12 protein-coding genes and 1 pseudogene are annotated in these 12,051 nt (G+C 66.9%); 11 read left to right on the top strand and 2 right to left on the bottom strand.

All coding sequences use genetic code 11. The features are described from left to right. The 11 genes and pseudogenes from CEX87_RS16285 to CEX87_RS16235 all read left to right on the top strand — a co-directional run. Positions 1-441 (top strand): annotated as a pseudogene (locus CEX87_RS16285) (DUF6779 domain-containing protein); the annotation flags it as partial. An 89-nt stretch (positions 442-530) separates the two neighbouring features. Beyond that, positions 531-1,490, top strand: a complete 960-nt coding sequence (locus CEX87_RS16280; RefSeq protein WP_198957236.1) for a Rossmann-like and DUF2520 domain-containing protein — start codon at positions 531-533, stop codon at positions 1,488-1,490. Continuing rightward, positions 1,487-2,419: a pantoate--beta-alanine ligase gene (panC, locus tag CEX87_RS16275; protein WP_064399288.1), complete on the top strand. Its 933-nt coding sequence runs from the start codon at positions 1,487-1,489 to the stop codon at positions 2,417-2,419. Before CEX87_RS16280 ends, panC begins: the two co-directional genes overlap by 4 nt. Next, positions 2,419-2,826, top strand: a complete 408-nt coding sequence (gene panD, locus CEX87_RS16270) for an aspartate 1-decarboxylase (protein ID WP_064399287.1) — start codon at positions 2,419-2,421, stop codon at positions 2,824-2,826. Before panC ends, panD begins: the two co-directional genes overlap by 1 nt. 4 nt (positions 2,827-2,830) lie before the next feature. After that, the gene (locus CEX87_RS16265; protein WP_064399286.1) at positions 2,831-3,646 is read left to right on the top strand and encodes a type III pantothenate kinase; all 816 of its coding nucleotides are present in this window, start codon (positions 2,831-2,833) and stop codon (positions 3,644-3,646) included. An 89-nt stretch (positions 3,647-3,735) separates the two neighbouring features. Continuing rightward, positions 3,736-5,274, top strand: a complete 1,539-nt coding sequence (lysS, locus tag CEX87_RS16260; protein ID WP_094288080.1) for a lysine--tRNA ligase — start codon at positions 3,736-3,738, stop codon at positions 5,272-5,274. 108 nt (positions 5,275-5,382) lie between these two features. Beyond that, positions 5,383-5,724, top strand: a complete 342-nt coding sequence (lsr2, locus tag CEX87_RS16255; protein WP_064347878.1) for a histone-like nucleoid-structuring protein Lsr2 — start codon at positions 5,383-5,385, stop codon at positions 5,722-5,724. A 274-nt stretch (positions 5,725-5,998) separates the two neighbouring features. Further along, positions 5,999-8,542: an ATP-dependent protease ATP-binding subunit ClpC gene (gene clpC1, locus CEX87_RS16250; protein WP_066810204.1), complete on the top strand. Its 2,544-nt coding sequence runs from the start codon at positions 5,999-6,001 to the stop codon at positions 8,540-8,542. Positions 8,543-8,762: 220 nt separating this feature from the next. Further along, on the top strand, positions 8,763-8,981 hold the full coding sequence (locus CEX87_RS16245; RefSeq protein ID WP_064399283.1) for a CbtB domain-containing protein: 219 nt from the start codon (positions 8,763-8,765) through the stop codon (positions 8,979-8,981). A gap of 18 nt (positions 8,982-8,999) precedes the next feature. Beyond that, on the top strand, positions 9,000-9,797 hold the full coding sequence (locus tag CEX87_RS16240) for a CbtA family protein (protein WP_066810203.1): 798 nt from the start codon (positions 9,000-9,002) through the stop codon (positions 9,795-9,797). Continuing rightward, positions 9,794-10,345 (top strand): histidine phosphatase family protein, encoded by a 552-nt coding sequence (locus tag CEX87_RS16235; protein ID WP_094288078.1) that lies wholly within the window; start codon positions 9,794-9,796, stop codon positions 10,343-10,345. Before CEX87_RS16240 ends, CEX87_RS16235 begins: the two co-directional genes overlap by 4 nt. Here CEX87_RS16235 and CEX87_RS16230 read toward each other — a convergent pair whose 3' ends face one another. Together CEX87_RS16230 and mhuD are read right to left on the bottom strand one after the other, a co-directional pair. Then, a complete protein-coding gene (locus CEX87_RS16230; RefSeq protein WP_416171914.1) occupies positions 10,346-11,719 on the bottom strand; it encodes a serine hydrolase in 1,374 nt (457 codons plus the stop codon). Continuing rightward, positions 11,700-12,023: a mycobilin-forming heme oxygenase MhuD gene (gene mhuD, locus CEX87_RS16225; RefSeq protein ID WP_064399378.1), complete on the bottom strand. Its 324-nt coding sequence runs from the start codon at positions 12,021-12,023 to the stop codon at positions 11,700-11,702. Before mhuD ends, CEX87_RS16230 begins: the two co-directional genes overlap by 20 nt. Between the last annotated feature and the right edge of the window lie 28 nt (positions 12,024-12,051).

Here is a 12,051-nt window from a genome sequence, read left to right as displayed (position 1 = left end):
CCGCCACCGGCCCCCGCCCCCGAGCCGGCGCCGACGAGCGACTGGCAGCCCGCACCCGCGGACGGGCGCTGGCTTCCGCCGGGCGCCCCGGGCAGCAACTGGGTCTCGCGCGGCAACGGATCGACGACCGAGTACGTCGGTAGGCGCCGGGCCCCAGAACCCGAGGACGATGTGGCCGGCCCGGCCGCCGAGCCCGACGCCTCGACACCGTCGCCCGAACCGCGACGTGGCAGGCATTCGGCGTCGCCGGCCAGCGGCGATCCGGGGCGCCCCGCGCAGCAGACCGTGCCCCCAGAACCGCCGGAACCACCGCCTCCCACAGGGCGGCGGCACCGCAGCGCCGACGACCCCGACACCGCCGGACAGTCCGTCGCCGAACTGTTGGCCCGGCTTCAGGCGAGCCCCACACCGGGCGGGCGTCGCAGACGCCGCGAGGAGTGAGTTAATCTCGTAGCGACCGTCCGGTACCCGCACCGCGGGACTGGAACGTACACCCATCAACTCGCAGCGAGGTCGACTTCATGGTCGCCATGGGGACCCCACCTGGCGGATTCCGCCCGGCGCGGCTCACTGTCGGCATCGTTTCAGCAGGTCGTGTCGGCTCCGCGCTGGGTGTCGCCCTCGAGCGCGCCGAGCACGTCGTGGTGGCGTGCAGCGGGGTCTCGCGTGCGTCGCGCGACCGCGCCCAGCGTCGGCTGCCCGACACCGCGGTGCTTCCGGTCGACGAGGTGGCGAGCCGTTGCGAACTGCTGATCCTCGCGGTGCCCGACGCCGAGCTCGAGAAGTTGGTGTCCGGTCTGGCCGCGACCGGGTCGGTGCGGTCGGGCACGATCGTCGCGCACACCTCCGGTGCGAACGGAATCGCCGTGCTGACACCGCTGACGTCGCAGGGCTGCATACCGCTGGCGATCCATCCGGCGATGACCTTCACCGGCACCGACGAGGACATCGACCGCCTGGCCGACACCTGCTTCGGGGTGACGGCAGCCGACGAGGTCGGATACGCGATCGCCCAATCGCTTGTGCTCGAGATCGGCGGGGAGCCGTTCCGGGTCCGCGAGGACGCGCGCACGCTCTATCACGCGGCACTGGCGCATGCCAGCAATCACCTGGTGACGGTGCTGCTCGACGCGGTCGAGGGATTGCGGTCGGCGCTGTGGGGCCAGGAGCTGCTCGGCCAGGAACTGGTCGGCGATGCGCCTGGAGGTCTGCCCGAGCGGGTCGTCGGCCCGCTGGCGCGCGCGTCACTGGAGAACGCGCTCCAACGCGGTCAGGCGGCATTGACCGGCCCGGTGGCACGCGGGGACGCCGCCGCTGTGGCGCGTCATCTCGAAGCCCTGACGGAGGTGAATCCCGAATTGGCGCAGGCATATCGGGCGAACTCATTGCGCACCGCCCAGCGCGCGCACGCCCCGGATGAGGTGGTCGCCGTGCTCACCGCCGATCCGGACCGCGGCGGGAGCTCGCGACGGACGGAGCCGGGCCGATGACCGCCCGCAAACCGCAGTTCACGGCGGGCGAACTGAACGTCTACTCGAAACCCGGTGACGTCGCGGCGGTCACCAGGGCGCTGCGTGCCACCGGTCGACGCGTGATGCTGGTCCCGACGATGGGCGCTCTGCACGAGGGTCATCGCATGCTCATCCGCTCCGCCAAGCGTGTCCAGGGCGCCGTCGTGGTGGTGTCGATCTTCGTCAACCCGCTGCAGTTCGGGGCCGGTGAGGACCTCGATGCGTATCCGCGCACGCTCGACGACGACCTCGCCGCCTTGGGTGAGGAAGGGGTCGAGATCGCGTTCACTCCGACCGTCGCCGACATGTACCCCGACGGCACCCGCACGTCGGTGCATCCCGGTCCGCTCGGTGCCGACCTCGAAGGCAACTCTCGGCCAACGCATTTCGCGGGTGTGCTGACGGTGGTGCTCAAGCTGCTCAACATCGTACGGCCCGACCAGGCGTTCTTCGGGGAGAAGGACTACCAGCAGTTGGCGCTGATCCGGCAGATGGTCGACGACCTCAACGTCGACACCAGGATCGTGGGTGTGCCGATCGTGCGGGAGGCCGACGGGCTGGCGATGTCGTCGCGCAACCGGTACCTGGACCCCGAGCAGCGCGAACACGCAGGCGCGCTGTCGGCCGCGCTGCTGGCCGGGATGTACGCCGCTGGGGAGGGGGCCGCGGCAGCATTGGACGCCGCACGCGCGGTGCTCGACTCGGTGCCGGCCATCGAGGTCGATTATCTCGACGTGCGCGACCCGATGCTCGGGCCCGCACCGGAGGTCGGGGCGGCGCGCATGTTGGTGGCCGGCCGGCTGGGGCCCACCAGGCTGCTGGACAACATCGCCATAGATATCGGGGTGCCGTCGGGGCCTGGCCCGGACGTCGCGTTTGACGAGCACGAACTTCCTTGGAGGAACTGATGTTACGGACAATGCTGAAATCGAAGATCCACCGCGCGACGGTCACGAAGGCCGACCTGCACTACGTCGGATCGGTGACCATCGACGCCGACCTCATGGAGGCCGCCGACCTGCTCGAGGGTGAGCAGGTGACGATCGTCGACATCGACAACGGCGCCCGGCTGGTGACGTATGCCATCACCGGTGAGCGTGGCAGCGGTGTGATCGGGATCAACGGTGCGGCAGCGCATCTCGTTCATCCCGGGGATCTGGTGATCCTGATCGCCTACGGCACCATGGAGGAGGCCGAAGCCAGGGCGTACCAACCGCGGATCGTGTTCGTCGACGCCGACAACAGGCAGGTCGACCTCGGTCACGATCCGGCGTTCGTACCGGCCGACGCGGCCGAGTTGATGTCGCCACGGTGAGACCGTGTTACTAGCCATCGACGTCCGTAACACCCACACCGTCGTGGGTTTGGTGTCGGGTTCCGGAGAGCACGCCAAAGTCGTGCAGCAGTGGCGGATTCGCACCGAATCGGAAGTCACCGCCGATGAACTCGCCCTGACCATCGACGGGCTGATCGGCGACGACTCCGAACGCCTGACCGGGGCGGCCGGGCTGTCGACCGTCCCGTCGGTGATGCACGAACTGCGCGAGATGTTGCGCCAGTACTGGCCGTCGGTGCCGCATGTGTTGATCGAGCCCGGTGTCCGCACGGGGATCCCGCTGCTGGTGGACAACCCGAAGGAAGTCGGCGCCGACCGCATCGTGAACTGCCTGGCGGCCTACCACAAGTACGGCACCGCGGCCATCGTCGTTGACTTCGGCTCGTCGATCTGCGTCGACGTGGTCTCGGCGAAGGGCGAGTTCCTCGGCGGCGCGATCGCTCCCGGTGTCGAGGTGTCGTCTGACGCGGCCGCGGCGCGATCGGCGGCGTTGCGTCGCGTCGAGCTGACCCGACCGCGTTCGGTCATCGGGAAGAACACCGTCGAGTGCATGCAGGCCGGTGCGGTGTTCGGGTTCGCGGGCCTGGTCGACGGCCTGGTGCAGCGCATCCGCGACGACGTCGACGGCTTCGGGGGAACCGACATCGCCGTGGTCGCCACCGGGCACACCGCGCCGCTGCTGCTGCCGGATATGCGCACGGTTCAGCATTACGACGAGCACCTCACCCTCGACGGCTTGCGGCTGGTGTTCGAGCGCAACCGCGACAACCAGCGCGGCCGCCTCAAACAGGCCCGCTGAAAAATGATTTCGGTGCCCAACTGGTTGCCAGGTCAGCGTCGACGCACCGAAATTCCTCGTCGGTACCCGTTCATTTAGGCTGGCACGACGTGACCGAACCCGACCCGTCCCGCACCACACCGGCCGCGGACGCCACATCCGAGCCTGACCTTCCGGAGCAGTACCGGATCCGTCAGGCCAAGCGTGAGCGGCTGCTCGCCGAGGGGCGCGAGCCGTATCCGGTGGAGATCGCGCGCACCCATTCCCTGGCCGAGATCCGCGCGGCCTATCCCGATCTGACCGCCGGTGACGAGACGGGCCAGATCGTGGGTGTGGCCGGACGGGTGATGTTCGCCCGCAACTCCGGAAAGCTGTGCTTTGCCACGCTGCAGGAGGGGGACGGCACACAGCTGCAGGCGATGATCAGCCTCAACAAGGTCGGACAGGAATCGCTGGACGCGTGGAAGGCCGACGTAGACCTCGGCGACATCGTGTTCGTGCGAGGAGAGGTGATCAGCTCCCGGCGCGGCGAACTCTCGGTGCTTGCCGACTCGTGGCAAATGGCTTCGAAGGCCCTCCGGCCGCTGCCGGTGGCGCACAAGGAGATGAGCGAAGAGGCCCGGGTTCGGCAGCGCTACGTCGACCTCATCGTGCGTCCCGAAGCCAGGACCGTCGCTCGCCAGCGGGTCGCGGTGGTGCGCGCGGTGCGGACGGCGCTGGAACGGCGCGGATTCCTGGAAGTCGAAACTCCGATGCTGCAGACACTCGCGGGCGGCGCCGCGGCGCGGCCGTTCGTGACGCACTCCAATGCGCTCGATGCCGACCTATATCTGCGTATCGCACCCGAACTGTATCTCAAGCGCGCACTGGTCGGTGGATTCGAGCGCGTCTTCGAGTTGAATCGGGTGTTCAGAAACGAAGGCGCCGATTCCACGCATTCTCCGGAATTCGCGATGCTCGAGACATATCAGGCATACGGGACCTACGACGATTCCGCCGTCGTGACCCGAGAGATTATTCAAGAAGTCGCGGACGAGGCGATCGGAACACGCGAGGTGCCATTGCCCGATGGCACTGTCTATGATCTTGATGGCGAATGGCAGTCCGTCGAAATGTATCCATCACTGTCTGAAGCTCTGGGCGAAGAGATCACACCGGAAACACCGGCCGAGAAGTTATGGGCGATCGCCGATCGCCTCGGAGTCGAGATCCCTCGCGACCGGGGTTACGGTCACGGGAAATTGGTCGAGGAACTGTGGGAGCACACCGTCGGGAACACTTTGTGGGCGCCCACGTTCGTCCGTGATTTCCCCGTCGAGACGACCCCCCTTACGCGGCCACACCGCAGTATTGAGGGTGTCACCGAGAAATGGGATCTCTATATCCGGCGTTTCGAACTGGCAACCGGCTATTCGGAGTTGATCGATCCCGTAATCCAACGCGAAAGGTTCGAAGCCCAGGCGAGGGCGGCGGCCGCAGGTGATGACGAGGCGATGGTCCTTGACGAGGATTTTCTGGCAGCCTTGGAGTATGCCATGCCGCCGTCCACAGGGACCGGAATGGGTATCGACAGATTGATGATGGCCCTGACGGGACTGTCGATTAGAGAGACGGTTTTGTTCCCGATTGTTCGGCGCCACGGCAACTGAACGCGGCGGCGTATGATCTTTGTTGTATAGCGCACACAGATATGGCACATTGGTGCCGGGTTCGATACTTTACTGCGGTCCTGTGATCGCGCAGAAGGGCGTGTTTAAATGGCGAAGAAAGTTACCGTCACCTTGGTCGATGATTTCGACGGCGAAGGTGCGGCCGACGAGACTGTTGAATTCGGCCTCGACGGGGTCACCTATGAGATCGACCTTTCTTCGAAGAATGCCGCAAAGCTGCGCGACGCCCTGAAGCCGTGGGTCGATTCCGGTCGTCGGGTCGGCGGCCGTCGGCGCGGACGTGCCGCCGGGTCGGGTCGCGGGCGGGCGGCGATCGATCGCGAGCAAAGCGCGGCGATCCGCGAGTGGGCCCGGCGTAACGGACACAATGTGTCGACGCGTGGGCGCATTCCCGCCGATGTGATCGACGCCTTCCACGCCGCTACGTAGCGGCGATCCTCACGTGCGCCGTGGCGGTTGTTCGCTAGCCGCGAAGCCATCGGGGCTCGATTGGGAAACGAATCGGCCCACCGATGCGTTGCTCTCCCATAGCGGCGGGTATTCGATCCCGTGCGCGTCGATGCCCCGGGTGTCCGCTTAGAGCAGACCGGCGGGCGGGACGTGCCGCCCTACTGCCCACTAGAGTGGACGGTGGTGTGGTGCGTACTCGAGACCGTTGGGCGCGCGTGGCACCGACCAATTGATGGAGAGCAGGTAACCACCGATGTTTGAGAGATTCACCGACCGTGCCCGCAGGGTCGTCGTCCTGGCTCAAGAAGAGGCCCGGATGCTCAACCACAACTACATCGGCACCGAGCACATCCTGTTGGGACTTATTCACGAGGGTGAGGGCGTAGCGGCCAAGTCGCTGGAGTCGCTGGGCATCTCGCTCGAGGGCGTGCGCAGCCAGGTCGAGGAGATCATCGGCCAGGGCCAGCAGGCGCCGTCGGGCCATATCCCGTTCACCCCGCGCGCCAAGAAGGTGCTGGAGCTCAGCCTCCGCGAGGCGCTGCAACTCGGCCACAACTACATCGGCACCGAGCACATCCTGCTCGGCCTCATCCGTGAGGGCGAGGGCGTCGCAGCCCAGGTGCTCGTGAAGCTGGGCGCCGAGCTCACCCGCGTGCGTCAGCAGGTCATCCAGCTGCTTTCGGGCTACCAGGGCAAGGAGACCGCGGAAGCCGGCACAGGCGGCCGCGGCGGCGAGGCGGGCAACCCGTCCACCTCGCTGGTGCTCGACCAGTTCGGCCGCAACCTGACCGCGGCCGCGATGGAGGGCAAGCTCGACCCGGTCATCGGCCGCGAGAAGGAAATCGAGCGGGTGATGCAGGTGCTGAGCCGTCGCACCAAGAACAACCCGGTGCTGATCGGCGAGCCCGGCGTCGGCAAGACCGCCGTCGTCGAGGGCCTGGCGCAGGCCATCGTGCACGGCGACGTGCCCGAGACGCTGAAAGACAAGCAGCTCTACACGCTGGACCTGGGGTCCCTGGTGGCAGGCAGCCGGTACCGCGGTGACTTCGAAGAGCGCCTGAAGAAGGTCCTCAAGGAGATCAACACCCGCGGCGACATCATCCTGTTCATCGACGAGCTGCACACGCTGGTCGGTGCGGGCGCCGCCGAGGGCGCCATCGACGCCGCTTCGATCCTTAAGCCGAAGCTGGCCCGCGGCGAGCTGCAGACGATCGGCGCCACCACGCTCGACGAGTACCGCAAGTACATCGAGAAGGACGCCGCGCTGGAGCGTCGTTTCCAACCGGTGCAGGTCGGTGAGCCGACCGTTGCGCACACCATCGAGATCCTCAAGGGTCTGCGCGACCGTTACGAGGCGCACCACCGCGTCTCGATCACCGACGGTGCCATCGCCGCGGCGGCCACCCTGGCCGACCGCTACATCAACGACCGGTTCCTGCCGGACAAGGCGATCGACCTGATCGACGAGGCCGGCGCCCGGATGCGGATCCGGCGTATGACCGCGCCGCCAGACCTGCGCGAGTTCGACGAGAAGATCGCCGATGCGCGCCGGGAGAAGGAGTCCGCGATCGACGCGCAGGACTTCGAGAAGGCGGCCAGCCTGCGCGACAAGGAGAAGCAGCTCGTCGCGCAGCGTGCCGAGCGCGAGAAGCAGTGGCGCTCAGGTGATCTCGACGTTGTCGCCGAGGTCGACGACGAGCAGATCGCCGAGGTGCTCGGCAACTGGACCGGCATCCCCGTGTTCAAGCTGACCGAGGAGGAGACCACCCGGCTGCTGCGCATGGAGGAGGAGCTGCACAAGCGGATCATCGGCCAGGAGGACGCCGTCAAGGCGGTCAGCAAGGCGATCCGGCGTACCCGTGCAGGCCTGAAGGACCCGAAGCGTCCGTCCGGTTCGTTCATCTTCGCCGGCCCGTCCGGTGTCGGTAAGACGGAGCTGTCCAAGGCGCTGGCCAACTTCCTGTTCGGCGACGACGACGCGCTCATCCAGATCGACATGGGCGAATTCCACGACCGGTTCACCGCCTCGCGGCTGTTCGGCGCCCCTCCGGGTTACGTCGGCTACGAGGAGGGTGGCCAGCTCACCGAGAAGGTGCGGCGCAAGCCGTTCTCGGTGGTGCTGTTCGACGAGATCGAGAAGGCCCACCAGGAGATCTACAACAGCCTGTTGCAGGTCCTCGAGGACGGCCGCCTGACCGACGGCCAGGGCCGCACGGTCGACTTCAAGAACACCGTGCTGATCTTCACGTCGAACCTGGGCACGTCCGACATCTCCAAGGCGGTCGGGCTGGGCTTTTCCCAGGGCGGCGGAGACAACAACTACGAGCGGATGAAGCAGAAGGTCAACGACGAGCTGAAGAAGCACTTCCGCCCGGAGTTCCTCAACCGTATCGACGACATCATCGTGTTCCACCAGCTGACCCGCGACGAGATCATCAAGATGGTCGACCTGATGATCGGCCGCGTGTCCACCCAGCTGAAGGCCAAGGACATGACGATGGAGCTGACGGACCGGGCCAAGGAGTTGCTGGCCAAGCGCGGGTTCGATCCCGTGCTCGGCGCGCGGCCGCTGCGGCGCACCATCCAGCGCGAGATCGAGGACCAGCTGTCGGAAAAGATCTTGTTCGAGGAGATCGGCCCCGGCCAGCTCATCACGGTCGACGTCGACAACTGGGACGGCGAAAGCGCCGGAGAGGACGCGGTGTTCACCTTCAAGGGCACCAAGCGGCCGGCTCCGGTGGCCGAGCCGGACCTGGCCCAGGCCGGTGCGGCAGGCGCTGCAGGCCCAGCCGAATAGCGGCATCACGCAGAGAGAACGGGCGGTACCCACACGGGTGCCGCCCGTTTTCCGTCCGATCCCGCTACCGCTGGACCGAGTGGTTAGGATGTGCGATGTTATCGGCGGGCGAAGGAATCTGGTGAGAATCCAGAACGGTCGCGCCACTGTGTCAAGTCAGACCCGACGCTCGCCGTCACCTTAGAACTCGGGACGCGGAAATCCCGGAAAGGACACCGACATGACCTCACCCGACACCCGCAAAAGCGTTGCACCCGCACTCGACCTGTCCGCCACCGGAGCGGCCGTGTGGCTGTCGGCAACCACCTTCCTGGCGCTGTTGGTGCTCTACTTCATCGGCCTGGACCAGGGCGCGACGTCGGTGTTCGGTGCGGACAACACCGCGATCCACGAGTTCGTGCACGACGCCCGGCACCTGCTCGGCTTCCCCTGCCACTGACGGCCGAGGTAACCGGACATGGAAAAGCAGATCATCTGGCGTGGCCTGCTCGCAGGTGCCGTCGCCGGCGTACTCGCGTTCGTCTTCGCGCGCATCTTCGTCGAACCGCAGATCGACCTGGCCATCGCCTATGAGGACGGTGTCGGGGCCGCGCACGAGGCGCTGGAACACGCCGAAGGCGCGGGTCATAGCCACGGCGAGGGCGGCGGATTCGAGCGCGCCGTTCAGATGAACATCGGTATGGGACTGGGCGTATTGCTGTTCAGCCTGGCGATCGGCGCGATCTTCGCGGTGATCTTCGCCGTGGCCTACGGCCGCGTCGGCAATATCTCGGCACGGCTGCTGTCGGTATATGTGGCCGGCGGAATGCTGTTGAGCCTGTACGTCGTTCCCGCCCTGAAGTATCCCCCGAGCCCGCCGGCTCTGAGCCTGGACGAGACCATCCGCCAGCGCACGCTGCTGTACCTGCTGACGGTGGTTTTGTCGGCGGCGCTTGTGGTCGGCGCGGTGTATCTGGGCCGACGGCTGGCCGAACGCCTGGGGACATGGAACGCGGCGCTGGCCGCTGCGGGGTCCTACATCGTCGCGGTGGCGGTCGTGATGCTGGTGCTGCCGAGCATCAACGAGACACCGGGACCGTTGACCGACGACGCCGGAAACATTGTCTACGAGGGCTTCCCGGCGGATGTGCTCTACGAGTTCCGGCTGTACTCGTTGGGCACCCAGATCGTCATGTACACGACGATCGCATTGGTCTTCGGTGCGATGGCCGCGCGGCTGCTCGAACAGAACCGCCGGGAGAGCATCCCTGCGTGAGTGAGGTCGTCCGGCTGACGCTGGTATCGCACGCGCTGACTGATGCGATGTCGGCCGGACGATTTCCCACCGACGAGCCGTTGAACCCGACCGGCCACCGGCAGGTCGACGTGTCGATCAACCTCGGCGTCGTCGACGCGGCTCTGTGCGGTCCCGAGAAGCGCACCAGGCAGACCGCCGAGCTGCTCGGCCTGCAAGCCGATGTGGACGGTCGGTTGGCGGACTTGGACTGCGGCCGATGGCGTGGCGACGTGCTGAGCGGGGTGCGACCGGCCGACCTGGCGATCTGGCTGACCGACCCGACCCGGGCGCCGCACGGTGGCGAGTCGGTTGTCGAGCTGGTCGACCGGGTTCGCGACTGGATGGACTCGTTGACCGACCGTCGAAGCAGGCTGGTCGCGGTGACACATCCGGCGGTGGTCCGCGCCGCCATCCTCATCGCGTTGGATGCTCCGCCGAAGTCGTTCTGGCGCATCGACATTGCGCCGGTGAGCCGGACGGTGATGCATTTCCGCGGGCACGCCTGGACACTCCGGTCGAACCGCTGATCAGCCGATCGGCACCAGGTCGAAGGTCTGGCGCACGATCGACAACAACCACCCCGCGGCGGTGGGGCTGCGGTAGCGGGGCCAGTTCAACTGGAAGCTGACCACCCACGGCTGCCCCGTGTGGTCGACGGCATACCAGCTGAACGTGAGGTCACCGGGCAGGTTTCCGCCTTTGGCGCCGATGTAGCCCCACTTGGACCCGTCGAGATCGATGCCGGGTATCGCCGACAGGATGTCCTTCACCGGCGCGGCCTCACCCACGGCGGCGGCCTGTAGCGCGATGTGCACGCGGCAGATGTCGGCGGCGCTGCCGTACCACTCCGCCCCGAAGTTCGACGCCGGGGTATGCGTGCGCTGCGGATCCGGTTCGTACGGGCGCGAATTGGTCTGTGCGAGCAGTTGCGCCCGAACTTGCGGGCTACCCGTCTCGACCGCCTGGCGCCACTGCTCGCGAAGATCGGGGCGCCCCCAGCCGACCGAGAACATCTCGTGCATGGTCGGAAACGGCGTCATGCTGGCCGGGTCGTGATGGCGTGCCAGAACCAGTGCCCGCTCAACGGCGCCCGGCCCCAGACGATCGATGAGAAGGTCGGTGGCCATGTTGTCGCTGGCCGAGATCATCTGCTGCGCAGCGGTTCTCACCGACACCCGGGAGCCGGGCGGGAGTTCTTCCAGGCCCGCGGAGCCGACCGCTTTGGCCCGCTTCGTAACGGTCAGCGGGTCGGTCCACTTCAGGGTGCCCGCCTTCACCGCTTCGGCGACCGCGAGAAGCACGTAGAGCTTGAAGATCGATGCCAACGGCAACGACAGTTCGGTGTTGGTCCCGGCCACCACATCGCACTTCGACTGGTCGGCAACGACCTTCGACACCTGGTAGGAGTAGCGGGCCCCCGACTTCGTGATCTCGGTGTCGATATCGGACCATTCGTCGATCTCCGGCGGGCGCAGCGTCACATCGAACCGGTCGACCATGCCGGCGTCGTTGGTGCGAAGGTCGATCTCCTGGGCGACACCGTACGACGTCAGCACTCCGACTTCGGCTTGTCCGGCCCGGATGTCGACGTCGGTCACCTTGAACGGCCGGTCCCACCAGATCCGGTCGAGCTTGGCGACGATCTCGTCGACCTTCTCGGGCTCCGCCATCGTGCGCACTCCCACGGGCCCGATCGGCCAGTCGGAGTTGAGCATGTCCAGCGTCTGCTTGGCTCGCAGCCCCTGGGGCGTGTTGATCTCGATGGGCGTGCCGTACGCGGCGTCGGCCGGTGCAGGCCCGACTTTCGCGCAGCCGCCGACGGCGACGACCAACGAGGCCGCGACCGTCAGCGCGAGCGCCCGGCACGCGATGAGCGAGCCTCTACTTGTCAGCACCCGCAACGTCGAGGACGACCTCGAACTCGAGCAGAGACGCGCCGGTGGCCACCGGGTTGGCCTGCTGACCCTTGTGGGCTTCGATGGCCGGGCCCGTCGCCCAGGCCTGGAAAGCCTCCTCGGACTCCCACTGCGTCACCACGAAGTAGCGGTCCTCGCCCTTGATGGGGCGCAGCAGCTGAAAGCCGAGGAAGCCGGGCTGGTTGTCGACGGCGTGGGCCCGGTGCGCGAAGCGCTTCTCCAGTTCGGGACCGGCGTCGGGCGGTACCTCGATCGCGTTGATCTTCACGACGGGATTCTGGCTTGCCATGCGCATCAGGCTACCGAATGCATCGGGG

The sequence above is a fragment of the Mycobacterium lehmannii genome (assembly GCF_002245535.1).
Lineage (GTDB): Bacteria > Actinomycetota > Actinomycetes > Mycobacteriales > Mycobacteriaceae > Mycobacterium > Mycobacterium lehmannii.
The sequence above is the reverse complement of the archived record's forward strand: the minus strand, read 5'-3'. Positions and strand labels throughout refer to the sequence as shown.

Bases quoted from the DNA above. Each gene is read 5' to 3' on its own strand.
- CEX87_RS16240 (WP_066810203.1), top strand. From the start codon at position 9,000: ATGGAAAAGCAGATCATCTGGCGTGGCCTGCTCGCAGGTGCCGTCGCC.
- CEX87_RS16280 (WP_198957236.1), top strand. From the start codon at position 531: ATGGGGACCCCACCTGGCGGATTCCGCCCGGCGCGGCTCACTGTCGGC.
- panD (WP_064399287.1), top strand. From the start codon at position 2,419: ATGTTACGGACAATGCTGAAATCGAAGATCCACCGCGCGACGGTCACG.
- CEX87_RS16245 (WP_064399283.1), top strand. From the start codon at position 8,763: ATGACCTCACCCGACACCCGCAAAAGCGTTGCACCCGCACTCGACCTG.
- lsr2 (WP_064347878.1), top strand. From the start codon at position 5,383: ATGGCGAAGAAAGTTACCGTCACCTTGGTCGATGATTTCGACGGCGAA.
- mhuD (WP_064399378.1), bottom strand. From the start codon at position 12,023: ATGGCAAGCCAGAATCCCGTCGTGAAGATCAACGCGATCGAGGTACCG.
- panC (WP_064399288.1), top strand. From the start codon at position 1,487: ATGACCGCCCGCAAACCGCAGTTCACGGCGGGCGAACTGAACGTCTAC.
- clpC1 (WP_066810204.1), top strand. From the start codon at position 5,999: ATGTTTGAGAGATTCACCGACCGTGCCCGCAGGGTCGTCGTCCTGGCT.